Source organism: Pseudanabaena sp. PCC 9330, assembly GCF_055795045.1.
On record NZ_JAYFES010000118.1, the window covers coordinates 44,541 to 68,283 of the forward strand.

General features: G+C 58.6%; 22 protein-coding genes. 11 read left to right on the forward strand and 11 right to left on the reverse strand.

Annotation, left to right across the window (positions count from 1 at the left end):
* Window positions 1-51: 51 nt before the first annotated feature.
* The gene (locus tag AC0QKW_RS24335) at window positions 52-1,236 is read right to left on the reverse strand and encodes a class I SAM-dependent methyltransferase (protein ID WP_473153703.1); all 1,185 of its coding nucleotides are present in this window, start codon (window positions 1,234-1,236) and stop codon (window positions 52-54) included.
* A 114-nt stretch (window positions 1,237-1,350) separates the two neighbouring features.
* Complete coding sequence (locus AC0QKW_RS24340; protein WP_473153704.1) at window positions 1,351-3,411, reverse strand: thioredoxin domain-containing protein; 2,061 nt, start codon at window positions 3,409-3,411, stop codon at window positions 1,351-1,353.
* 81 nt (window positions 3,412-3,492) lie between these two features.
* Here AC0QKW_RS24340 and AC0QKW_RS24345 point away from each other — a divergent pair, with 81 nt between their 5' ends.
* Window positions 3,493-4,542, forward strand: coding sequence for a threonine aldolase family protein (locus AC0QKW_RS24345; RefSeq protein ID WP_473153705.1), 1,050 nt, complete (start codon window positions 3,493-3,495; stop codon window positions 4,540-4,542).
* A 187-nt stretch (window positions 4,543-4,729) separates the two neighbouring features.
* Window positions 4,730-5,734: an NAD(P)-dependent alcohol dehydrogenase gene (locus AC0QKW_RS24350; RefSeq protein WP_473153706.1), complete on the forward strand. Its 1,005-nt coding sequence runs from the start codon at window positions 4,730-4,732 to the stop codon at window positions 5,732-5,734.
* A 19-nt stretch (window positions 5,735-5,753) separates the two neighbouring features.
* Here the strand turns inward: AC0QKW_RS24350 and AC0QKW_RS24355 are convergent, their stop codons facing one another.
* A complete protein-coding gene (locus tag AC0QKW_RS24355; protein ID WP_473153707.1) occupies window positions 5,754-6,281 on the reverse strand; it encodes a plasmid pRiA4b ORF-3 family protein in 528 nt (175 codons plus the stop codon).
* Between the two features lie 194 nt (window positions 6,282-6,475).
* Window positions 6,476-7,081 carry an Npun_F5749 family FMN-dependent PPOX-type flavoprotein gene (locus AC0QKW_RS24360; protein ID WP_473153708.1) on the reverse strand — a complete coding sequence of 202 codons (606 nt, stop codon included), beginning with the start codon at window positions 7,079-7,081 and terminating at the stop codon, window positions 6,476-6,478.
* An 86-nt stretch (window positions 7,082-7,167) separates the two neighbouring features.
* Between AC0QKW_RS24360 and AC0QKW_RS24365 the strand changes: the two genes are divergently transcribed.
* Both AC0QKW_RS24365 and AC0QKW_RS24370 read left to right on the forward strand, forming a co-directional pair.
* Window positions 7,168-8,268, forward strand: coding sequence for a calcium/sodium antiporter (locus tag AC0QKW_RS24365; RefSeq protein WP_473153709.1), 1,101 nt, complete (start codon window positions 7,168-7,170; stop codon window positions 8,266-8,268).
* Between the two features lie 60 nt (window positions 8,269-8,328).
* The gene (locus AC0QKW_RS24370) at window positions 8,329-9,918 is read left to right on the forward strand and encodes an Hsp70 family protein (protein WP_473153710.1); all 1,590 of its coding nucleotides are present in this window, start codon (window positions 8,329-8,331) and stop codon (window positions 9,916-9,918) included.
* A 17-nt stretch (window positions 9,919-9,935) separates the two neighbouring features.
* Here AC0QKW_RS24370 and AC0QKW_RS24375 read toward each other — a convergent pair whose 3' ends face one another.
* Window positions 9,936-10,988, reverse strand: coding sequence for a hemolysin family protein (locus tag AC0QKW_RS24375; protein WP_473153711.1), 1,053 nt, complete (start codon window positions 10,986-10,988; stop codon window positions 9,936-9,938).
* Between the two features lie 182 nt (window positions 10,989-11,170).
* Here AC0QKW_RS24375 and AC0QKW_RS24380 point away from each other — a divergent pair, with 182 nt between their 5' ends.
* Both AC0QKW_RS24380 and AC0QKW_RS24385 read left to right on the forward strand, forming a co-directional pair.
* Window positions 11,171-13,162 carry an ABC transporter ATP-binding protein gene (locus tag AC0QKW_RS24380; RefSeq protein WP_473153712.1) on the forward strand — a complete coding sequence of 664 codons (1,992 nt, stop codon included), beginning with the start codon at window positions 11,171-11,173 and terminating at the stop codon, window positions 13,160-13,162.
* A 526-nt stretch (window positions 13,163-13,688) separates the two neighbouring features.
* Window positions 13,689-14,426 (forward strand): tetratricopeptide repeat protein, encoded by a 738-nt coding sequence (locus AC0QKW_RS24385; protein WP_473153713.1) that lies wholly within the window; start codon window positions 13,689-13,691, stop codon window positions 14,424-14,426.
* Window positions 14,427-14,590: 164 nt separating this feature from the next.
* On the opposite strand, the gene AC0QKW_RS24390 is transcribed toward AC0QKW_RS24385, so the two are convergent.
* The 4 genes from AC0QKW_RS24390 to AC0QKW_RS24405 all read right to left on the reverse strand — a co-directional run bounded on the left by AC0QKW_RS24390 (window position 14,591) and on the right by AC0QKW_RS24405 (window position 17,245).
* Window positions 14,591-14,812 (reverse strand): ssl0294 family protein, encoded by a 222-nt coding sequence (locus AC0QKW_RS24390; RefSeq protein ID WP_473153714.1) that lies wholly within the window; start codon window positions 14,810-14,812, stop codon window positions 14,591-14,593.
* 235 nt (window positions 14,813-15,047) lie between these two features.
* Complete coding sequence (smpB, locus tag AC0QKW_RS24395; RefSeq protein ID WP_473153715.1) at window positions 15,048-15,518, reverse strand: SsrA-binding protein SmpB; 471 nt, start codon at window positions 15,516-15,518, stop codon at window positions 15,048-15,050.
* 30 nt (window positions 15,519-15,548) lie between these two features.
* Entirely contained in the window at window positions 15,549-15,815 is a 267-nt protein-coding gene (locus tag AC0QKW_RS24400) for a YciI family protein (RefSeq protein WP_473153716.1), read from the reverse strand.
* A 35-nt stretch (window positions 15,816-15,850) separates the two neighbouring features.
* Window positions 15,851-17,245, reverse strand: a complete 1,395-nt coding sequence (locus tag AC0QKW_RS24405; RefSeq protein ID WP_473153717.1) for a glycosyltransferase family 2 protein — start codon at window positions 17,243-17,245, stop codon at window positions 15,851-15,853.
* A 291-nt stretch (window positions 17,246-17,536) separates the two neighbouring features.
* Between AC0QKW_RS24405 and ebsA the strand changes: the two genes are divergently transcribed.
* The 5 genes from ebsA (at window position 17,537) to AC0QKW_RS24430 (ending at window position 20,925) form a co-directional block, all read left to right on the forward strand.
* Window positions 17,537-17,911, forward strand: a complete 375-nt coding sequence (gene ebsA / locus AC0QKW_RS24410) for a type IV pilus biogenesis protein EbsA (protein ID WP_473153751.1) — start codon at window positions 17,537-17,539, stop codon at window positions 17,909-17,911.
* 279 nt (window positions 17,912-18,190) lie between these two features.
* Window positions 18,191-19,273 carry a phosphotransacetylase family protein gene (locus AC0QKW_RS24415; protein WP_473153718.1) on the forward strand — a complete coding sequence of 361 codons (1,083 nt, stop codon included), beginning with the start codon at window positions 18,191-18,193 and terminating at the stop codon, window positions 19,271-19,273.
* Window positions 19,274-19,374: 101 nt separating this feature from the next.
* Complete coding sequence (locus tag AC0QKW_RS24420) at window positions 19,375-19,887, forward strand: DNA recombination-mediator protein A (RefSeq protein ID WP_473153719.1); 513 nt, start codon at window positions 19,375-19,377, stop codon at window positions 19,885-19,887.
* Between the two features lie 98 nt (window positions 19,888-19,985).
* Entirely contained in the window at window positions 19,986-20,402 is a 417-nt protein-coding gene (locus AC0QKW_RS24425; RefSeq protein WP_473153720.1) for an MAPEG family protein, read from the forward strand.
* Window positions 20,403-20,433: 31 nt separating this feature from the next.
* On the forward strand, window positions 20,434-20,925 hold the full coding sequence (locus AC0QKW_RS24430) for a YajQ family cyclic di-GMP-binding protein (protein ID WP_473153721.1): 492 nt from the start codon (window positions 20,434-20,436) through the stop codon (window positions 20,923-20,925).
* A gap of 137 nt (window positions 20,926-21,062) precedes the next feature.
* Here the strand turns inward: AC0QKW_RS24430 and AC0QKW_RS24435 are convergent, their stop codons facing one another.
* Together AC0QKW_RS24435 and AC0QKW_RS24440 are read right to left on the reverse strand one after the other, a co-directional pair.
* Window positions 21,063-22,442: a pentapeptide repeat-containing protein gene (locus AC0QKW_RS24435; RefSeq protein ID WP_473153722.1), complete on the reverse strand. Its 1,380-nt coding sequence runs from the start codon at window positions 22,440-22,442 to the stop codon at window positions 21,063-21,065.
* 182 nt (window positions 22,443-22,624) lie between these two features.
* Window positions 22,625-23,704 (reverse strand): hybrid sensor histidine kinase/response regulator, encoded by a 1,080-nt coding sequence (locus AC0QKW_RS24440; protein WP_473153723.1) that lies wholly within the window; start codon window positions 23,702-23,704, stop codon window positions 22,625-22,627.
* Window positions 23,705-23,743 lie beyond the last annotated feature (39 nt).

Sequence of the window (23,743 nt, forward strand, 5' to 3'; positions counted from 1 at the left end):
TCTGAATCGCCTACCCCCAAGTCAATCAGGTCAAAACCCCTAGAGAAATGACTACAAGAGCGGCGGCACCGTCAACCCCTTAAGAATTTTGGCACTGTCGTCTAACGCCTTACCCTGCACCAGCACCATAAAATTTCCCAGCCCCATCGGGTTAATTAGCTGGTGCAGCCTGTCGCGCCGCTGAATGGCGAGGTTGATCGTGTCGGTGTCAGTAGCTTGAATTTGACCTAGAGCAGCAATGCGATCGCCCAAACCCAGCGCCATCAAAAACATGGCCTGCTGGGTAGCCCCCAGAGTCTCCAGACCGCAGACTTCTCCCTGTCGTTCTAAGGCGGTGAAGTTGACGTGGGCGGTAATGTCTTGGTGGCCCAGGTGGCTGTAGGGGTGGTCGTGGTGGGCGTGCTGGTAATAGCACTGGACTGTGCCCTGGGCGCGGGCGCGGCTGTAGTAGCGGCTAGCGGGGTAGCCGTAGTCAACGGTGAGCACGTAGCCCCGGTGCAGCTTGGTGGCGACGGTTTTCACCCAGTCCAGTGCCGCCAGGTGCACCTCGGTACGGTAGCCGGGGGCGTATTGGGGGGCGGCCAGGTCGATGCCCACAAAGGCAAAGTAGTCGGCCAGGCGCGGTGTTGAAGGTGGAGCTAGCACCTCCTGTAGCGAGAATTCTGCACCGTCGGCCAGGGTGACGTAGACCTCTTGCAGCCCCGAGTCTGTGATCACGACCTGGTGAACGGGTAGGGCATCGACCAGTTCGTTGGTAAAAAAACAGCCGGTAAGGCTGTTATCAACGATGTCATCTAGCGCGACCCAGTCTACCCGTCCGGCCCAGGGGGAGAGACGATCTTGCTGGGCCATCCGCAGTCGGTCAGATTTTTCGACAATTTGGTAGCTGAGGGCGGCAAAGCAGTCAGGAAAATGATTTTGCAGCGCCCCCAGGGCATCGGCGGCAATCAGCCCCTGGCCTGCCCCCATTTCTACCAGCGAAAAAGGCTGGGGGCGGCCCAGGTGCTCCCACATTTCGGCAAACTGGACCGCCAACAGTTCGCCAAAGTCATGGCCCAGATGGGCGGAGGTGACAAAGTCGCCCTGGTGCCCCAGGATGGCGTCTTTGGTGGTGTAGTAGCCGCCTTCAGGATGGTAAAGCGCCAGATCCATGAACTCGGCAAAGGAGATGCGGCCCTGGGGAGAGGCTTGGATGCGATCGCGCAGAACTTGGTACAAAGCAGGATTGTGGGGCATAGATGCGAGGTGGGGAGTGGAGGGACGCACCGCTGTGCGCTTAGGGTGCCATTAGTCAGCAGGGGCGCGATCGCCCGTTGTTTCTGCATCGCCGTAGTGCGCCTCTCAGGCTCTTCAACCTTGAAGTTGCTGCCTTAGTTGATCGACAGACTTGGCCACGGCCAGGCACTTGGTGCCCCGACAGACCATGCCCACGGCTCCGGCGGGGAGGTCGGGGCTGGGGGTGAAGACGGTGGTGGGCCAGTAGTCGGTGGCCAGGGTGGCGATCGCCGCTGCCGTAGCCTTGACCACCGTACCGTGGAGAAACCAGTTGAGGCCCGCCAGCAGGCTGGGGCAGGCGCGGGGCAGCTGCTCGATCACAGTACCAAAGGCTTGCAGGGTGCGATCGGCGCGATCGAGGTAGTCCAGATTGTCGGTGAGCAGCGAAAGACGGACGAGGTTGGCCACCGCCACCCCATTTGCCGCCGGGGTGGCATTGTCTTGGTAGGGCCGCTCTTGCACCAGCAAATCTGCCCCAGCCGCCGCGCTCAAGTAGCCGCCCTGATCAGCGCTCCAGAGCAAATGGTCGAATTCTTGCTGGGTTGAAATGGCTAGGGTTAACCAGTCGGTTTCGGTAGGGGAGACGGCCAGACCGGCCTGGTGCAGGTCAATGAAGGCCTTGATCAGCAGGGCGTAGTCTTCGGCCTGGGCTGGCACATGAGGTGTGCCGTCGTAGCCGAGGCGGTACAGCTGGCTGCCGATCCACTGGTGCTGGCGAATGTGCTCGGCGGCAGTGATGGCGGTGGCCAGGTAGCTGGGGTTTTGGAATGCGATCGCCGCTCTGGCCAGCCCCGAGATCATCAGCGCATTCCAGGCCACAATCAGCTTGGTGTCGGTAACAGGGGGAATGCGCCCCGGCCAGGAGTGGGTTTTAGCGACCTGGTTATCGACGGCGGGCGGAAAGGTGGCCAGCTCTGCCGCCGGGGTACCGTAGCGCAGGGTAAAGAGGTGATCGAGCGAGGCTTCTACCTCAGTGGAGAGGGGGCCAGGGTGCCGCCGCTGCAACACAATCTGCCCCTCAAAGTTGCCCTGGGCCGTCACCGTGAAGGCCTCGGCTAAACCCTGAAGCTGGTCAGCCGTCAGCGCCGCTTCCAGCGTTTTGTAGGGCCAGGCGTAAAATGCGCCTTCCTCTGGTTCAGCATCGTTGGAAGTGACAAAGCTGTCGGCATCCTGGGCAGCGTAGAAGTAGCCCCCAGAGGCGTGACCAGAGGCATGGCCAGGGGCGGTCATTTCTCGCTTAAGCCAGGTATGGGTAAGGGCGATCGCCCGTTCAAAAGCCGGTTCTTGCTGCCCGCTGGCCCACAGATCGGCCAGATACTCCACAATCAGCCCGTTGTCGTAGAGCATCTTTTCAAAGTGGGGCACCGTCCAGGTGGGGTCTACGGTGTAGCGATGAAAGCCGCCGCCCACGTGGTCGTAGATGCCGCCCAGGGCCAGATCTAGCCCCCTCTGGCCGCACAGATGGGTCACATCTAGCTCCAGGTCAAACCTGTGCCCGCCCAGCACCGCCGCTGCGTAGGGCATCATCGGAAAGCAGGTGCCCTGGGCCTTGGGTATGAGCAGCTTGGCATTCGCCGTCAGCCCTGCACAGAGTACCGCCGCCGAGGGCACCGCCGGAGACTCCGGCAACTCCGCTCCCTGGTGCAGGTTGCCCATCACCGCCTCGGTGATTTCTGCCAGGCGGGCTTTTTCGGTGTCGTAAAACTGGCGTAGAGAGGTCAGCACCTGCAAGAAACCGGGTCGCCCGTACTTGGGTTCTAGCGGAAAGTAGGTGCCGCCATAGAAGGGCACTCGCGTCTCAGGATGCAGCACCACGTTCAGCGGCCAGCCCCCCTGGCCTGTCAGCATTTGCAGCGCCTGCATATAGATGCTGTCGATGTCGGGTCGCTCTTCGCGATCGACCTTGATGGGGATGAAGTTGGCGTTGAGGTAGGCGGCGATCGCATCATCCGAAAACGCCTCCCCCTCCATCACCGTGCACCAGTGGCAGCTCGAATAGCCAATCGACAGAAAAATCGGCTGGTCATTCTGCCTGGCCCGCTCCAGCGCCTCATCACACCAGGGCCACCAGTCGATGGGGTTTTCGGCGTGCTTCCGCAGATAGAGACTGGGCGAATCGGCCAGACGGTTGGTCATTGGGACAACGGTAGTAAAGCCATAAATACCCTATCACCATCGCTCCAGGCTATCCTCAAGACACCCTCGCTCAGCCCTGCCATGGTCACCGCCCCTCCGGCCCTCCGCCCGATTCAGTTTGCCAGCGACAACTACTCGGGCATGTGCCCCGAGGCCCTCGACTACCTGCTCAAGGCCAACCAGGGTGACGCGCCCGCCTACGGCGACGACCAGTGGACGCAAAAAGCCGCCGACAAATTTCGAGAAATTTTCGAGATTGACTGCGAGGTATTTTTTGTCTTTAACGGCACGGCGGCGAACTCGCTGACCCTGGCTTCGCTGTGCCAGTCATACCACAGCGTCATCTGTCACGAGCTGGCCCACGTCGAAACCGACGAGTGCGGTGCCCCCGAGTTTGCCAGCAATGGCTCTAAGCTGCTGCTAGCCCAGGGGGCCAACGGCAAGCTCGACCCGGTGAATGTAGAGCGGCTGATCACCAAACGCACCGACATCCACTACCCCAAGCCCAAGGTAATCAGCCTCACCCAGGTTACCGAGGTGGGCACCCTTTACACCACCGATGAGCTAGCTGCCCTCAGCGCCCTGGCCCGCCGCTACGGGCTCAAGGTGCATATGGATGGTGCCCGCTTTGCCAACGCCCTGGTGGCCTCGGGCAAAACCCCGGCAGAGCTGACCTGGAAGGCGGGCATCGACGTACTCTGCTGCTGCGGCACCAAAAATGGCATGGGCATTGGCGAGGCGATTCTATTTTTTGACAAAGCGCTAGCCGAAGACTTTGCCTACCGCTGCAAACAGGCGGGGCAGCTGTGCTCCAAAATGCGGTTTATCTCAGCTCCATGGCTGGGGCTGCTCGAAACTGGGGCCTGGCTGCGCAACGCGGCCCATGCCAACCGCATGGCGGCCTACCTAGAACAGCAGTTGGGCACTATCCCTGAGCTAAAAATTCTCTTTCCGCGCCAGGCCAACGGGGTGTTTGTGCAGATGCCCCCAGCCTTGATTGAGGAGTTGTATCGTCGCGGCTGGAAGTTTTACACCTTTATTGGTGCCGACGGGGCGCGGCTGATGTGCGCGTGGAATACGACCACGGCGGCGATCGACGAACTGGTCGCCGATATCAGAGATGCGATTTAGGGTCTTTGGAAAAGAAGGTGCCCGAGGGCGCAGAGCCTGCGCCCTCGGGAGGAAACAAGACCCTGGGGTATGCTCTTGGTCAAAATTGGCCTTTCAGAATTGTCATTAGTTTTGCGATCGCCACCTAGGCTACACAAGCGGGATGAACGATAGTGGCACTATCTTTTCATGCTTCTAAAGAAAAATTATGCAAATTAATGCCTTGGCCGCGTTGGAAAAAGGTGCCGCCCTTCAGCCCTTTAGTTTTCAAGCGGCACCGCTGCAGGCTTTTGACTGCGCGATTAAAGTGCTGGCCTGCGGCATTTGCCATTCTGATATCCACATGATCCACGACGATTGGGGCCTATCGCGATACCCGCTGGTGCCCGGCCATGAGGTGATCGGCGAAGTAGTTGAAACTGGTTCCCTAGTCACCCATTTGCAGCCGGGCGATCGCGTCGGGGTCGGTTGGCAGCAGGCCGCCTGCATGCAATGCCTCGACTGTTTAAGGGGCAACCACAACCTCTGCGATCAGGCCGAAGGGCTAATTGTCAGCGGCTACGGCGGCTTTGCCGACTACATGGTGGTCGATTCGCGCTTTGCCTTTAGCCTCCCCGCCGGAGTGTCAACGGAAGCTGCTGGGCCAATTTTGTGCGGTGGGGCCACGGTCTACGCGGGGTTGCGCAATGCGGGCATGACCTCTGGCCAAGAGATCGGCGTGATTGGCATTGGCGGGCTCGGGCATTTGGCCATTCAGTTTGCCAGCCGCCTGGGCAATCGGGTGACAGTCTTTACCACCTCGGCTGACAAGGCAGAGTTTGCCACCCAGTTGGGCGCTCACGAGGCCATTTTGGTGCCTGCCGGTGGCTCTCCACCCCTGCCGATCAACAAGCTAAATATCATCATCAACACCGCTAACCAGGCTCTCGACTGGCTGGGCTATGTGAACTATCTCGACTCCAACGGCACCTTTGTCTTTGTGGGCATTCCCAGTGAGCCGCTGACGATTCCGGTGACGCCGCTGACCTCTAAGCAGCGCCGCATCATGGGATCTGAGATTGGCAGCCCTGCCGTGATTACAGAAATGCTCCAGATTGTGGAGAAATTCGGCATTCAACCCCTGGTCGAAACCTTTCCCTTAGACCAGGCCAATGAAGCTCTGCAACGGGTGATGGATAACAAGGTGCGCTACCGGGCGGTGCTGATGATGTGAACTCAGGGGGCTGGTGAACTCAAGACCATAGACTCTGCAATCGCTGGTTGGCCGCCGATAAGTCAAACCGTTCAGGGTCAAAGTCGTAGCCGACTTTTTGCCAGAGGGCGTCGACTTCGTCGGGGTCGTCGCTATCGCTGAGGCGATCGAGCAGATCGACGTAGTCCCACACGCCGTTGCAAAACTCGGGCGGGCACTGGCGCTCTCCGGCGGTGCACTGGGGCAGGGGTGCCTCGACCGGGGCGATCGCCTCCAGAGTCACTTTGTGCAGCCAGCCCTGGGCGGGGGCATAGGTATAGATCAAGGTATCGTTGAGCTGAGTGAGCAGGGTAGCCAGCGATCGCTCTTCACCATCCTTAAGCGTTCGTCCTTGCCCCTTAAACACGTAGTCGGCCTCCCCCGACCAGCCCATCACCGCCGCCAGCAGCCGATGCAGCTGGTCTAGAGACGCGTCGCTCTGCACCTGTAGCTGTCGCCAGATGGGGGGGTCGCTATCGAGCAACTCAATCTGCAAATGATAGGTTTCAACGATCGGTTCAATGGCCATGCCGGGGTGTACTCCAGGGGGATAGGGCTACATTCTGCCCCGTCTCCCAAAGAAAAACCCCAGAGAAAAATGGGCAGAGACATCAACCATAGAGAACATCTGGTTACTTAGTCTAGGGGCAGCCCGTTTAGCTATCGTTTTCCATTGGGCCAGACCTTCAGCTCCCCCCGCCGGGCAATTCACCGATTAAAGCCCTAGGGGTTAACGGAGGCGATCGCCCAACTGCCGTCGGCCTGCTGCCGGTAGAGGTGCCGGGCTTGGGGCTCGCCGCGCAGTTCTAGGTGGTCGACCCGGTGGGGGGTGAGCAACCCCAGGCAAAACGTTTCTGGGGCGGTCTCGCCCACGTCGCGCGCCGAAAAGCTAGCCTCGGCGTCGCGGGGGGCGGCTGGGTCGGGCCAGTAAAACTGCTGGCGGGCATTGGTCGAGAGCGATTCCCAGGCGGTCTGGCGAGCTGGGGCCAGGGCGGTTTCAGCGCTATCCACCAGCGCCAGGGGGCCAGCCAGGCGAAACTGCTCGCGGGTATGGGTGAAATACCAACAGGCTTCGGCCCAGGGGCGGGCGGCAATATCGGTGACTTTGCTGCTGCGGCGATCGGTGACCAAGGTGAGGGTGTTGCGGTCGGGCAGCCAGCCGCGAAACACCACGGTGCGATTGGCGGGATAGCCCTCAGGGGTCACCGTCGCCAGCTGAAAATAGCGACTGTAGGGGCGGCTGCGATTGCGGTGCAGGGCGCGAGCCAGGGGGCTGCGCCAGGGGGCTAGGGCAACGGTCTGCAACAGAGATGGATCAGAATCAGACATACTGTAGATTGGCCTTTGGGGGCGCGATCGCGCCCTGCCTAGGTGGGGCCTTTTTAGTAGAACGTTTGCTGAGTGAGCTTGCAAGTATGACTGTCGCCATCCTGTTGTTGATTGCGGGTGCGGGCCTGTTATTGGTAGGGGCAGAGTCTTTGGTGCGAGGGGCATCTAAGCTGGCCGCCCTGCTGGGCATTTCTCCGCTAATTATTGGCCTCACGATTGTGGCCTATGGCACTAGCGCCCCAGAGATGGCGGTGAGTGTGCAGTCTAGCCTGACGGGCCAGGGGGATATTGCTTTGGGCAACGTCATTGGCAGCAATATTTTTAACGTGCTGGTGATTTTGGGCTTGTCGGCGCTGATCTCGCCGCTGCCGGTGGCGCAGCAGCTGGTCAAGCTAGATGTGCCGATTATGGTGGGTGTTTCGGGGCTGCTGATGCTGTTTTCGATCGATCGCCTGCTCCAGCCCAGCGACGGCATAATTTTGCTGATTGGCAGCGTGGTCTATACGCTGTTTTTGGTCTACCAGAGCCGCAAAGAAAAGAATGCCGAGGTGCAGTCAGAGTATGAGCGAGAATACGGCCCTGCCCCCATCGGTCGCTGGACTTGGGTTGTGAACCTGGCCTACATCGCGGTGGGGCTGGTGACGCTGGTGACGGGGTCGCGGATGTTTGTGTCGGGGGCGGTGAGCATTGCCGAATCGCTGGGGGTGAGCCAGCTGGTGATTGGCCTGACGATTGTGGCGGCGGGGACGTCGCTGCCTGAGCTGGCGACCTCGATGGTGGCGACGTTTCGGGGCGAGGGCGACATTGCCGTGGGCAACGTGGTCGGCAGCAATATTTTCAACATTCTGACGGTGCTGGGGGTAACGTCGCTGACCTCAGGGGCGGGGGTCATCATTCCCGAATCGGTGCTGCACTTTGACCTGCCGGTGATGCTGGCGGTGGCGGTGGCCTGCCTGCCCATTTTTCTCTCTGGCAGCGTGATTACCCGCTGGGAGGGGTGGGTGTTTGTGGGCTACTACGTGGCCTACGCGGTCTACCTCATTTTGCGGGCGGCTAACCACGACAGCCTGGGGCTGTTTAGCCAGGTGATGCTGATGTTTGTGATTCCGATCACGGTGATTACGCTGGTGGTGGTAATGGTGCGATCGTGGCCGAAGAAGGAGCGATCGCCGGTTGAGCATGAGTGACTGCTTCCTAGCGATCGCCGCTGCCGGTAGGATGGGTAGCACCGTTTTCTCTCTGAAACTATGGCCATAGCGGTTGATTTTGGCACCAGTAATACCGTCGTTGCCCGCTGGAACCCCGTTTCTGAAAGCCCGGAAACGGTGGCGCTGCCGGGGCTGAGTCTGAGCCTGGGCACAGTGCCAACCCTGGTGCCCAGCCTGATCTATGTGGAAAAGCCCCAGGCCGATGGGGTGGTGGTGGGGCAGGCGGTGCGCGATCGCGGCTTCGACATCCCCACCGATCCCCGTTTTTTTGCCAACGTCAAGCGCGGCATTGGCGCTCCCTTACAAGGGTTTTTGCCCGAGATTGATGGAGAATCGCTCTCCTTTGAGCAGCTGGGGGAGTGGTTTTTGCGATCGCTTCTGACCCAGGTGCGCGCTGTAGCTGGGGACGACGACAGCCTGGTGCTGACGGTACCGGTCGATAGCTTTGAGGCCTACCGCCTGTGGCTGGGGGATGTGGCTACCGCGCTCGATTTCAAAGAAGTGCGGCTGATCGATGAACCTACCGCTGCTGCCCTGGGCTACGGGCTGACTGGAGAGCAGACGATTTTAGTCTTAGATTTTGGTGGCGGCACCCTCGATTGGTCGCTGGTGCGGCTAATGGCCCCAGCCCAACAGCAACCCACAGGCTTTTTGCTGAAGTGGCGCGGACAAAGTGCTGAGCAAAAAAGTGCCCAAAAGCCTGAGGTAGCGCGCGTGCTAGCCAAAGCGGGCGAAAACCTGGGTGGAGCCGATATCGATCACTGGTTGGTAGAGCATTTTGCCCGTCAGGGTATTGCGGGGGGGGCCGTGGTGCAGCGGCTGGCGGAGCGGATTAAGATTGCCCTGTCAGACCAAACCGAGGCAGCGGAAGCCTACTTTGACGACGAGACCTTTGACACCTACGATCTGGCCCTCACCCGCGACCAGTTCGAGGAAATTCTTACCCAAAACCAGTTTTTTGAGCGGCTGGAAAAGGGGTTGACCCAAGTGCTTCAGCAGGGTCAGCGCCAGGGCCTCAATCAGGAGGCGATCGACGCGGTGCTGCTGGTGGGGGGCACGGCGCAGATTCCAGCGGTGCAGCGGTGGGTAAGGTCGCGGTTTGGGGCCGAGAAGGTGAGGGGCGATCGCCCCTTCGAAGCCGTGGCCCAGGGCGCTCTGCAAATTGCCCAAGGGCTTGCTGTCGAAGACTTTCTCTACCACAGCTACGGCATTCGCTACTGGGATCGGCGCAACAATCGCCACAGCTGGCACCCCATTCTCAACCAGGGCCAGCCCTACCCCATGGCCACCCCGGTGGAAATTACCCTGGGGGCTTCGGTCGATGAGCAGCCCAGCATTGAGCTGATCATTGGTGAACTGGGGGCCGCCAGCACTCAGACCGAGGTGTACTTTGAGCAGGGTCGCCTGGTGACTCGCCAACTCAGCGGCGACACTCCCTCCGTGCAGCCGCTGAATGACCGAGAGGGGGCACGCACCATTGCCCAGCTCAACCCGCTGGGGTTTCCGGGCAGCGATCGCATCCGGGTACTGTTTCGGGTCGACGGCGATCGCCTGCTACGCATCACCGTCGAAGACATTCTCACCGGCAATACCCTGCTGGCAGACAAGCCCGTAGTGCGGCTGAGCTAGAGACTATGGCGTCTGGTCTAGGGCTCTGAGGGCCAGTTAAAACCCCGGCTGCGCAAAATCTGACGCCCCCGCTGGCGAGCCTGAATCTGGAGGTCAATGCTGCGATCGGTCTCATCGACGATCTCGCCTGTGAGCACCTCTAGCACATCTTCAAGGGTGACCACCCCCGACACGCCGCCGTACTCGTCGACCACCACCGCCAGGTGCTCGCGGGCGGTCTGAAAGTCTTGCAGCAGCTTGTCGGCCCGCTCGGTCTCGGCCACAAAGCGTACCGGGCGGGCCACCTGGCTGAGCCGCTGCTGCCCCTGGCCGCGAATCAGGGCGGTAAGCACCTCGTTTTTGAGCACTAGCCCGACAATGCGATCGATGTCGCTGTCGCTGACCAAAATGCGGCTGTGCTGCGATTGCAAAATTTGCTCCTGGGCCTCAGCGATAGTCAGATCACCGGACAGGTGAGTAACCGCCACTCGCGGAGTCATAATATCCGCCGACTTCATATCATTGAGGCGAAAGACGCGGCGAATCATTTCCGCTTCATCGGCTTCGATGATGCCCTCCTGATGTCCAATGGTGGCCATCAGCTTGATTTCAGCTTCGTTGGTGCTGGGGCGGTTGTCATCGCCCACAACCGGGGCTGTGACTTTTTCTAGCAGCAGCACCACCGGGGTAAACAGCCAGGTGATCCACCGCACTGGCGCGGCTACGGCCAGGGCGATCGCAATGGCATAGCGCTCCCCAAAAATTTTGGGGAAAATTTCCCCAAAGAGAATCACCAGCAGGGTTAATATCCCGGTGAATATACCCAGCAGGGTATCGTTGAAAATCGTCGCGGCGATGCCCCCAATCAACACGCTGCCGACAATATTAAATAGGTTGTTGAGAATGACGATGGTGGCAATGGGCCGATTGATCTTTTGGCGAATGGCGAGCAGGGCAATAGCAGCAGGCTTTTTAGACTCGGCGAGCTGTTGAGCCTTGAGCACGGGCACTGACAGCAGAGCGGCCTCGCTGCCTGAGCAGAGGGCTGAGCCCAGCAGCATAACTAGAATAGCGATCGCGAGATTCAGCATGGGTAGAGGGGGGCAAATGAAGCCAGTAGGAAAGACGCTGTTATGATTCATCTACTATGATCCATTAACGGCGCTGTATTGGTATTTCTCTTAGCCGGACGAACCTGGAGTTATGCTCCCGGCGATCGCCGAGTTAGACTTTGCAGCGCAAGTTTTCCTGCTTGTACGTCTCCCAGCACCCCATGAGCGACATTATTCTCGACGTCAAAGATCTCACTGTGCAGTTTGAGGTCGACAATCAGCTCATTCAAGCAGTAGACAACATTTCCTTTCAGGTCAAGCGGGGGCAAACGCTGGGCATTGTGGGCGAGTCGGGTTCGGGCAAGTCGGTCACCTCCCTGGCGGTGATGGGGCTGGTGCCCTCGCCGCCGGGCCGGGTGGTCAACGGTGAAATCTGGTTTGCCAGCGAGACCCAGAGGGCCAAGACCAAGAGGGCCAAGACCCAGGAGGCCGAGACCCAGGGGGCCGAGACCCAGGGGGCGATCGACCTGCGCACCCTCAGCGAGACCCAAATGCAGCAGTACCGGGGTGGCCAGGTCTCGATGATCTTTCAAGAGCCGATGAGCTCTCTCAATCCGGTGTATACCGTGGGCTTTCAAATGGTGGAGGCGATTCGCCAGCACCAGAAGATTTCTAAAGAAGCGGCCCAGCACCAGGCGATCGATCGCCTCAAGGAAGTCAAGCTGCTGCCCTCCGACACCAACTTGCGGGCCACCATCCAGGCCGAAAAGCCCTCCCTCGATGAGGCCTCCCTCCAGCAAGAGATGCATCGGCGGCAGCAGGCCATTCTCAACCGCTACCCCCACGAGCTGTCGGGGGGGCAGATTCAGCGGGTGATGATCGCCATGGCAATCTCCTGCAACCCGGCTCTGCTGATCGCTGACGAGCCCACCACCGCCCTCGATGTCACTGTGCAGGCCACCATTCTCGACCTGCTGCGCGAGCTGCGCGATCGCCGGGGTATGTCCCTCATCTTTATCACCCACGATCTGGGCATCATCGCCGAGATCGCCGACCAGGTGGCGGTCATGTACCAGGGCAAAATCGTTGAATCTGGCCCCGTGTGGGATATCTTTGCCCAGCCCCAGCACCCCTACACCAAGGGACTGCTGGCCTGCCGTCCCCAGCCCCACCAGCGGCTGCGCCTGCTGCCCACGGTGGCCGATTTTATGGCGGTCGAGCCGAACACCCAGGGCAACGGGGCGATCGCCCTGGGGTCGCAGACAGATCTGAGCAAAGCTTTGACCATGAGCGAACGCGTGCTCGATGCCCAAGCCCAGGCCCGCTTTGCCCCCCTGACCGAGGCTGAACTGGCCGCCCGCGCCACCACCCTGGCCGCCAACGGCCCCCTGCTAGCGGTCGAAAATTTGCAGGTGGGCTACCCGGTGCGGGGGGTGTTTGGCAAAACCCACCGCCACGTCATGGCAGTGCAAAATGTCTCGTTTCAGATTCAAAAAGGTGAGACCTTTGGCCTAGTGGGCGAGTCGGGCTGCGGCAAAACCACCCTGGGCCGGGCGCTGCTGCGGCTGGTGCCCGCCATGGGCGGCAAGATCTGGTTTGAGGGGCGCGATGTACTGGGGCTAGGAGCTTCCCAGCTGCGGCAGCTGCGCCGCGACATGCAAATTGTTTTCCAAGATCCCTACAGCTCCCTCGACCCGCGCATGAGCATTGGGGCCGCGATCGCCGAACCCCTCAAAATTCACGGCGTAGTCAAAAGTGCCCAAAATCAACGAGAGCGAGTGGCCTACCTGCTCGATCGCGTCGGTCTGCCCAGCAGCTGTATCAATCGCTATCCCCACGAGTTTTCCGGTGGGCAGCGGCAGCGGGTGTGCATTGCCCGCGCCCTGGCCCTCAACCCTAAGTTCATTATTTGTGACGAGTCGGTGTCGGCCCTCGACGTGTCGGTGCAGGCCCAGGTGCTCAACCTGCTAAAAGAGCTGCAAGCCGAGTTTGACCTCACCTACATCTTCATCTCCCACGACCTGGCCGTGGTGAAATTTATGAGCGATCGCATCATGGTGATGAACCAGGGCCGGGTCGAAGAGATTGGCCCCGCCGAACAGGTCTATCGCCAACCCCAGACCCCCTACACCCAGCAGTTGATCAACGCCATTCCGGTGGGCACCCTCGATCGCATTCAAGAGCTACAGCGCGATCGCACCCAGGTCGCTTAGGGGCTGTCATCAATTCACCGCTGATGGGTGCAGTCTTTTGACCAAAAATGATGCCCCCCTCAGGTAATCTACCGATGGCGATCGCCCCCTAGACTGGGCAAACCACCAGGTGGTGACAAAGTCTTTATAAAAAACATGAAACTACATCCACAGTCTCCGTAGGTTTGCGTAAACTGCGGCGCTATCTGGTTGATTACCCCCTAAATTGCAGATTTAACCTCCGTTTTTTCTCGGTTTAGCCCTCAATCTGGGGATGCGATTATAGCGGCATCGGTTAAGCGCATGCACCTGACAACAGTTCTGTCGCTTACTCTAGGCCACCACGCTAGGGGTAGCCAACTCGATAACTGCCACAGGCCCAGGTAGGCGACTGGGGCAGAAGTGAGACTCTATTATCAAGTTCCCATCTAGCCCCCAGGCTCATTAGCTCCAGACTGGTCAGCAGGTGCTGGTCGTCATTGGCATTGTTTATTGCGGGGCTAGCGCCACGGTTTATGAGCACACCAAACCTTACAGGGACACAACCATGCACATCTACCGCCCTCACCAACCGGCTGTTTGCCTACTCCCACCAAAGAATGTGCCCTCCCCTGGGCCATCTGCTGACCATGCTGATTTAGCCCAGACGCCCTGGTCGACGCCAGAGGGTATCGCCACCGCTGACGATACTCTGACCCGCTTAGCTACAGCGGCGGTTGGGCTTCAGCAATACCCCCAGGCGCTCCAGCTTTTGACCACGCTAATTGACCACCAGCCCGAGAATGCCGCCCACTACAGCAATCGCGGTCTCGTTCACCTGCGGCTAGGCCAAGTCTGGGCCGCCTTGGCCGACTGCGACCAGGCGGTAGATCTAGCCCCAAATCTTGACCAGGCCTACAACAACCGCGCCCTGTGTCACTCGGCCTTAGGCGACTGGGCCGCTGCTCTCGATGACTACGAACGCGCCATCGATCTAAACCCCTTCAACAGCCGCGCCCGAATCAATCTCGGCGTCACCCTCAGGCAAATGGGTCACTTCGATCGCGCCATCGACTGTTTAGAAGAAGCCTTGATGTTTCGCCATCTGCCCGAGTTTGTCTATGCTGAATTGGGCCGCACCTATCATCTGCGCGGCGATTGGAACTGTGCCCTAGCCAACTACCACAGGTCTCTAGACACCGCTACCCTAGGCATAGACAAGGGCGCAAGACCAACAGCTCAGATTCAGAGTCTGGTAGATCGGGTCAAGGCCTGGGTCAATGAACTAGTGCCCCAGGCAATCTAGGGGCTGTCATCAATGAGTCGCGTATAGCCCAAAGATCAGAGGTTCCAGCCCCTAGCCTGCTGTTTGGGACGGGCGTGGCAGGGATTGCTCCACAAGGGTATCGATTGGAATTGATGACACGCCCTAGCACTCAGCGGGTGGTTTTACCCGGTTAGTCTATAGCGTCAATCAATGGCAATACTCTGAGGCGCACTGCCATTGCGGGAGTTGGTGCCGGTAGTAGCTCCGCCAAACCCCGAGAGGTCGGCACCCTGGGTGTTTAACCAGCCTTTGACCGGGTCATCGGCGAGGTTGAGTCGCAGTAGGCCAGAGGCTAACCCACCGAGAAAAGCCGCCGGATGGGTCGTCAGCTCTTGGATAAATGGCGTTAGTTCGTCTAAAAACATAGGTTGATGGCGTTACAAACAGTAGTGAGATCCCAGGCGCTGATCGATAAACCCTATCCAAGCCCAAGCATGGCCAGTCCAGAAGTGGAGTTTTGCCTGTAGGAAAACCACAGCTCCCGAGTTTAACTCGGTGCAGCACTGAGCCTATCCTCAAGGACATTCTAATTTTGGGTTCAGCCGTATTCTAGTCTAATTCTTAGTCGGTCTGGCGTTTGGTCGGTCTGGCGTGATCTCTCTAGTCTCGACCGCTCAAGGCGCGATCGGTTTCGCGTTTTTCTTGTTTGCGCTTGAGGCTCTCCCGCTTGTCGTGGAGTTTTTTGCCCTTCGCCAGGGCAATGGTGGCCTTGACCCAGCCCCGCTGGAGGTAGAGCTTGAGCGGTACCAGGGTCAGCCCCTTTTGCTCAACTTTGCCAATCAGCTTGCGAATCTCATCGCGGTGTAACAACAGCTTGCGGGTGCGCTTGGCCTCGTGGTTATAGGCCTTGTTGGTCATGGTATGGGGAGAAATGTGCACGTTGTGCAACCAGAGCTCCCCATTTTGGATCAACGCGTAGCCGTCGCGCAGGTTGACCTTACCCTGGCGAATTGACTTGACCTCAGAGCCCATAAGCTCTAAGCCCGCCTCATAGGTTTCGAGAATTTCGTACTCGTGGCGGGCCTGGCGATTATCGCTGACAATTTTGTATCCATCACTTGAGTCAGCCACAGCGCATTCTCCCTATTCGACCCTTTGACCCTATTCAACCACCACCCGCCATTCGTGCAGCTCGTACTCGACGCAGTGGTTGGTAATCAGCGGGTCGGCAGCTACAATGGCGCGGGCTTCTTCCATAGAACTAGCCCAAAACACTAGCATACCACCCCCATATTCGGCCCAGTAGCCAGTTTTAGCTCGGTGACCCTGGGCGATCAGGCCTTTGACGTAGGTCATGTGGGCGGGCACAAACTGGTCAAAGGCGGCTTTATCGACAACGCCTTTCTCAATTTTGACAAACCAGGGCATAGAAGCGCGATCGCAGAAAAGTCAGCACTACTAGCCTAGAGTAAATCAGCCTGCAAGTCTTCATCGCTGCCGATGTGAGTGGTTTTGACCCAGCGCAGCCGTTTGGGCCGCACCGCCAGCCGCATCGTCATGGTTGCAATCACCACCAGCCAGTGGAGCATATAGACATTGCCCCACAGCGTTTGTAGCCCGCTCACCCAGACCGACTGCTGCCGAGTGCGCCGCAGTCCGCAGAACATGCCCACTATCGACAGGGTCAACGCCAAGCTCGACACTGGCCAAAACAGCGGCAGGCGATGGCGCCACACCGCCATGACAAAGTCTGGCAGGGCCACCGTGGGCAAACCGTACTGAATCATCCAAAACGCCGCCATGTCAAAGGTTTTGCCCGGCGTCATGCGATGTTGGGCAATCAGCCGCCAGTAGTCAAGGTAGCGCTGGTAGCCTCCTTCGGCCCAGCGGTTGCGCTGGTGCCAGAGGGCCAGGGGCCGCTCAACTCCCTCTTCGCCCACGGCAGGGCTGAGCAAAAACTGAATTTCCCAACCGCTAAAGTGCAGGCGCAGGGTGAGGTCAAGATCATCGGTGATGGTTTCCTCATTCCAGCCGCCACACTGGGCTAGGGCCGTGCGGCGCACAAACTGCCCGTTGCCTCGCAGTTCGCCCACGCCCCCCAGACTGATGCGCTGCTGTTGAAAGTAGCTGTCGAGGGCCATCTCGGCCTGTTGGCCCCGGGTCCAAAGATTTTTGGCCCGATTGACTATGGCCTTTTGCATCTGCACAGCCCCCACCTCGACCTGGGAAAACATGGGTACTACGTGGCGCAGCACGTCTCGGGGTACCCTGGCATCGGCATCAAACACGCCAATCAGGTCGCCTTTAGTGTCAGGCCATACCTGGTTGAGCGCCCCCGACTTGCCGCCGCTGGCCCCGGCACTGCGCCGCAGCACCCGCAACTGCGGAAACCGATGGGTCAAAGCCTCTAGCCGCTGACTGGTGCCATCGGTGCTGTTGTCGTCAATAATCCAAACCTCGTAGCGGCTGGTGGGATAGTCGATTTGGCAGAGAGCTGTGACCAGGGGCTCGATGACGGCCTCTTCATTCTTGGCGGCCACCAGCAGCGACACGTAGGGCCATCCCGCCCCTGACGGCGAGGGCGGGGTTCCTTCCCCGGTGGGTAGAGCCTGGAGTGGCAGCAGCGGACGGGCCAGCAAAATTCGCAGAGCATAGGTGGCGAGCACCGCTGTCAGGCCCAGCACTAGCCAACTGCCCCACGACACCAAATGCAGTAGCACCGTTCCTCCCCAAAGCATTGACAAGGTTAAGGCGGCCTTAGCCCGACGGTTTGCAAACCCTGGATAGTCTTCGATTTCTAGCTCAGCTAGAGGGGTGTAAAAACGTCTAGGAGGCAATGGGTCAGGATAATCAGCCATGAACTGGGGAGAGGCACAATAAAAAACAGGGACGACTGGATTGCCAGCTCGGAGAAGCAGCACTGTCTAAGCGTGCCCCCCGGCCTAGGTCTATCATCGTTGATTTTGTAGATTTTTTTGGTGATGCTCCTGAGACTCTCCTGGGGAATGCTAGCCCTATGGAGAAATTATCGGCTAACTAGGTTGCTAAGTTGGATATCTTATATCCTTAGCGACTAGCTCCGATGATCGCCCCCACGATCCCAAAACCGATCGTTTGTGGAAACTCGACCTAAGGCCAGACCCATGAGTTTGACGTTTGAGGCAATCCAGCCCGCAGGCAAGCAGGATATCAGTGTTTACATGCCTTACTACCAGGGCAACAAAAAGAACGCCCTGCCCTACGCGATCGCTCTATATAAAGAGGGCAATTTGGAGGGAGCACGGCAGATTGAGGGGGCCGATAGCATCTCCTTTGTGGCGACCTGGAATGTGTCGATGCTGCCCGCCGACCTAACCCGCTGTCGGATGCAGTTTGAGGGTGACACCGATCTCAGCTATGAGATCACCATGGCGACCTTTGAGTTTGTCGACTTTTTGTTTGATGTGATTGTGGCCCTGCGCCACAAGCGACCGGCAGACTTTTCCCAGAGTTTTTATCGCAAGCTGCTGCGCCTAGACGATTGAGTCTGTAGACGGTTATGGATATTCCTGGTAGGTAAGTTCTCAGCGACTGGAGCCGCTGTAGGGTAGGCACTGCCCACGCTTGGGGAAACTATTTGCTGTCAGAAGACGCCTAGGACATTGAGTAGAGTTGACCTGGGCAGAGGGTGAGGAGCGGAATGGGGGTGGTATTTTGTCCACTGGTGGCTGTTTACTGGTAGCTATAGCAACATCAGGTTCCGCCGCAATTTGGAAGTCTGGATGTAAGCTATCAGTGCATTACCCCCACGGAGGATTTGCAGCGTGCCCAGTTCAGCAAAGCGGTTAGTGATTGGTTCAACCGAGGCCTATAGCGGCAAATCGGCGGTTTTGCTGGGTATTGGGCTCCAGCTCCAGAAGGCTGGAATGGATATTGGCTTTGGCAAGCCCCTGGGGAGCGCCATCAACGGCGACGGTAAAGACCCTGACCTAGACTTTATTGTTGAAACGTTCCATTTGCCTGCCTCGCGGTACTACCCTCCCTCGGTGTCGCTGACCGAAGCTACGGTGGCCGATCGCCTGATGGCCCATGGCCAAGCGCCGAGCCAACACAGCCTACAGGCCTACACTGAGCACAGCGGCGAAACGCTCGTGCTGCTGGAGGGGCCGGGCAATCTGACCGAGGGCACGTTGCTCAATCTGTCGGTCGCCGATATGGCGGTAGATATTGACGCTGCGGTGCTGCTGGTCACTCGCTATGATTCGCTGCTGGTGGTCGATCGTCTGCTGGCGGCAAAGGCTCAGCTGGGGTCGCGCTTGATCGGGGTGATCATCAACGATGTGCCCCCCGATGCGGTGGAGGTCTGTAGTGATTTGGCCCGTCCCTTTTTGGAGAGCAGAGGCATTCCGGTGCTGGCGCTGCTGCCGCGATCGCCCATTATGCGCAGCATTACCGTGCGAGAGATTGTGGCTCGCCTCAATGCCGAGGTGCTGTGCTGCAAAAACCGCCTCGACCTGATGGTCGAAACCCTCACCATTGGCGCGATGAACGTCAACTCGGCCCTGCGCTACTTTCGCAAGGCGACAAATATGGCAGTGGTGACCGGGGGCGATCGCACCGACATTCAGTTTGCCGCCCTAGAGACCTCCACTCAGTGCCTGGTGCTGACCGGGCAAATTCCGCCCACGCCTGAAATTTTGGAGCGGGCCACCGACCTAGAGGTGCCCATTGTCTCGGTCGACTCTGACACCCTCTCTACGGTCGAGCGCATCGATGAGCTGTTTGGTCAGGTACGGCTCCATGAGCCGATTAAGGTGCGGTGTATTCAAGAGCTGATTGCCGCCCACTTTGACATGGATCGGCTGCTCAGCCTGCTAGATCTGGGCCTGCCGGTGTCGACCAGCTAGCGAGGCTACTCCGGTAGCCGCCGCGAGGCTTTACCTGAGGCATCTGATATCCTCGCCTTCTGATACAATAAAGCGCGTTATTCTCGCATTCGGTGCAGCCTTTGAGTCAGTCCATTGAAGCGCTCGAATCCTCTAAAGTCGACACGTTTTTGCAGGAACTCGCGGCTATTCAACAGTCGGGGTCTAAGCGTGTGGCCATCTTGGGGTCGCGCCATGTGCCCATTACCCACCAGCAGCTGATTGAGCTGATGACCTACGCTCTGGCCCTGGGGGGCAACCGCATCATCACCTCTGGAGCAACGGGCACCAACTTTGCCGCCATCAAGGGGGCTATGAAGGCCGACCCCAACCTGCTCACGGTGATTTTGCCCCAGAGCCTGGCCCGCCAGCCCCAGGAGTCGCGTGACCAGCTTGAGCAGGTCATGCATCTAGTAGAGAACCCCGCCAACGACACCCTGTCTCTGGCGGAGGCCAGCTCAGTGTGTAATCAGGAAATCATCTCTCGCTGTCAGCAGCTGATCTGTTTTGCCTTCCATGACAGCACCACCCTGCTCAAAACCTGCCAAGATGCCGAAGACCAGCGCAAAATTGTGACGCTGTTTTACTTCGATTAGGCTTGGGGGTTGGCTGAGGGAGGGCTCTGGCTGCTGTGCCCAAGGATTTGTCCCCGCCATGAACCCATAGTTAGACAGATTTTTTATCAGGTTTTGCCATGGCGTCTTTGCTTACTATGCCGGGGTTTTTGCTCGTCAGCATTGGGCTGGCTGCAGTGTTGGTATATTTGCCCTTTTTTGCCGTGGGCTACGGGCGCTTTATGGTGGGCTACGATCAGGCCGCGCCTCGGGCTATGTTGTCTAAGCTGCCACCCTACGCCCAGCGGGCTACCTGGGCCCATGAGAATGCCTTTGAGTCGATGATTTTGTATGCTCCGGCAGCGCTGATGGCCTACGTCACCCAGCAGCAGTCGGGGCTGGCGCTGGGGGCTGCGATCGCCTATCTGACCGCCCGCACCCTGTACCCAGTGGCCTATATTCTCAATGTGCCAATTGGGCGATCGCTGATGTTTGCCGTCGCCAACCTGAGCACCTTTACCCTTTATTTCTTGAGCTGCCGGTCGGCCTTGATGTAGTCTATTGGTGCGCAGATACTCGATGGCACCCATGGCTTCTAGCTTCTCCTTTGATATCGTCAGCGACTTCGACCGCCAAGAATTGGTCAACGCCCTCGACCAAACCCGGCGGGACGTCACCAGCCGCTACGACCTCAAAGACACCAAAACCACCATCGACTTGGCAGACAGCACCATTACTATTGAGACCGCCAGCGACATGACCCTGGACGCGGTCAAAGATCTGCTGCATCAAAAGGCAGCCAAGCGCAATCTATCGCTGAAAATTTTTGAGTACGGTGAGGTAGAAGCCGCCAGCGGCACCCGCGTACGCCAGGTCGTCACCCTCAGAAAGGGCATCGAGCAAGAGATGGGCAAACAGATCACCAAACTCATTCGCGACAACTTGAAGAAGGTGACTGCCGCTATTCAAGGCGATGCCGTACGAGTAACGGGCAAGTCTAAGGATGATTTACAGCAAGCAATGCAGCTGATCAAGCAGGAAGATTGGCCCGTGGCAGTGCAGTTTACCAACTATCGTTAGGCTGCCCCATCTGGGGCTGGCTGTAGGGTGCTGGCAGGAGGCCGTTTGACTGTATGGAATTCAGATTCGGTGTCATGCCCAAAAAATTTCTGGGTCTTACCAAGAACCGGAGATTTGCGGCCCTAAACCTCTACCCTTTACGCTGCCGACACCCAGCCTTTGACTAGCGCCGTCGGGATACTGATGTAAGGATTTTGGGTAAATACCCGCAGCAGCTCACCGCTGCCTGCCTCGATCGCCGCCCGCAGCCGAGTTTTAAACTCCGGGCTGAGCCGAGCCTTTTTTTGAATCGCCTTGGCAACCACCTGGGGGCGCTGGTGGGCAGGCACCTGGGGGGCCTGGGTCGCCAGCTGTTTTAGCAGCTCTTCCATCTGCACCACAATATCCCAGTCAGAGACCGTATCCATCCCGTGATCATTGTGCTGCACTGCCTTTTGCTGACCACCCGCTTCAATGGTGTCGGCAAAGTTGCCAATGTTGGCACCGCGTAGGTCGTACTTAGATGCACCCGTCATGATGTTGTTCTCCAAAACAGAAACTGATTGCACGTAAACGTTTTTACGGCTCATGGCTTTGAGCAGCTCTAGCAGCTCATCGTTTTGTCGCTGCACCGTGGCGATTTGCTTTTCTCTCATCTGCAGCTGGTGGCGATAGTAGTCGCCCCGCCCCAGGGTGCTAAAGAGCTGCTGTACATGGCGCTTTTCAAGCGGTATCTCGGGTTGAGCTTGCAGGCTGGGTACTCCCACCCTGACCAGCAGGTCGCCGTTGTCTTGGCGCTCGACCGATTGCAGATAGATATCTGGCCCTGGAGCCACACTTGTGGAGGGCCAGCTAACGCGATAAATTTGCAGGCTGTCATCGTCACAGGCGGTGACAAGACGCTCGTAAAACAAATGTAGCGCCGACCGAAAGCAGGTGGTGTAGGTGTTGGCTGGTTTGGCGCAAGGGTCAGCCTGCTTGACACACGATCGCACGTAGATATGGTCGCAAGTCACCCGTTGCAGAGTAGCAATTAAGCCAATATCAAGGTCGGTAACCATAATGCCAGTCAGATTGGCACCGGTCAGGCGGGCCTGGGTGAGGTTGGCCTCCGTCAGTTTGGCACCTTTGAGGTTGGCACCAGTGAGGTCAGCCCCGGCAAGGTCAGCCCCAGTGAGATTGGTCATGCTGAGGTTAGCGCCGTGTAGATTGGCCTGTCGCAGGTCGGCCTGGGTAAGATTGGCGCTGAGCAGATCGGCTTCGGCCAAGTTTGCCCCCACCAAATTGGCATTGCAGAGATTGGCGCTGCTGAGGTGAGCCTCTCGCCCATCGGCCAGGCTCAGATCGGCCCCCCATAGATCGGCGGAGTACAAATCGGCCCGGTGCAGATTGGCTGCGCTGAGGTTAGCCGCACTGAGGGCAGCAGCACACAGAAAAGCTTCACTTAAGTCGGGCTGAATATGAGGATTTTCACTACGCCAGCGGTTCCAATTTTCGATGTTTTGCTTTAGATGCATGAGGTGGGTTGGGCTGCCCATGAGACACACCTCCCCTTTTTTACTAAAAAGCCCTGATGGTGAGAGTGGGTGGTCGACACCCTAGACTCGATGCAGTGGAATGAGATGCAGTGGACTTGGACGTTGGTAGAATGAATCGGGGGTAGGGCAATAAATTAAATCATGAAGTTGTGAGTTTTACCCTGCTGCCCACTCCTTACTGATCAACTTGGCAAAGCTACCCGTACAATGGTCTGCTGGCCAGGAATGCTTTCGATGATCACCTCCCCCCGGTTGATCTCGACGAGGCGTTTGGCGATCGCCAGCCCTAGCCCCGTGCCGGAGGCCTCGGCCTCTGGATCAAACTGGAGATAGGCACCGATTTGGGCAATCTGGTCGGCGGTCATGCCCTGGCCATAGTCGATCACATAGAAGGTCACCTTGCCATCGGCATAGGAGCCAAACACCTTCACCGGGGTGCCCATGGGGGAAAACTTGAAGGCATTGTCAATGAGCTCTTCGCAGACCTTGCGCAGCTGCGCCTCAGACATCGGTACAGTCAGCGAATCTAGGGAGATCTCTAGGTCATCGTCGCGCAGATACTCAGCGGCCAGGGCTTCGGCGATCGCAATAATGACCTCGTCGGCACCCTCAGTGTGCTGGCGGTGGCCCTCGGCAGCGGTCTCGGGGTTGAGTCGAGCCAGCTTGGCAAACAGCATCACGTTTTGGGTTAGTCGGTTTGCCCGTTGGGCATTGCGCTGAACTGCCTTGACCAGGGTAATCACCTGCTCAGGGGCAAGGTGGTAGGCCTGCTCGATCAGCGTCGTTGAGAGCGTGATCACTTCACGCATGGGCCCCCCCAGCTCCCGGGGCAGGGCGGTGCTGATGCTGTCGCGGAGGGCGCTAAGCTGCTGCTGGGTCTGCTGCTTGACGGCGCTCTGGGCCCCCAGGCGAGTGTGAATCATACGCAGCAGGTCGTCGTGAGTAAAGGGTTTGGTCAGATAGTCATCGGCACCCAGATCCATGCCGCGACGAAAGTCGGTGCGATCGGCCTTAGCGCTGAGAAACACAAAGGGCAGGGTGGCGATCGCCGCATCTTGCCGCACTTGCTCCAGCACACCGTAGCCGTCGAGCATCGGCATCATGATGTCGCAGATTACCAGGTCGGGGTGAAAGTCGCGAATCTGTCGCAGCCCCTCTTTGCCGTTGGCAGCGCTGTCGACGATAAAGTCTTCGGCGTTGAGCAGATCGACGATGCTATCGCGCACCCCGGCTTCATCTTCGATCACCAATATCTTGGCCATGACGCTCACTCCAAATTTAGCCAGAACTTAATTACCCAG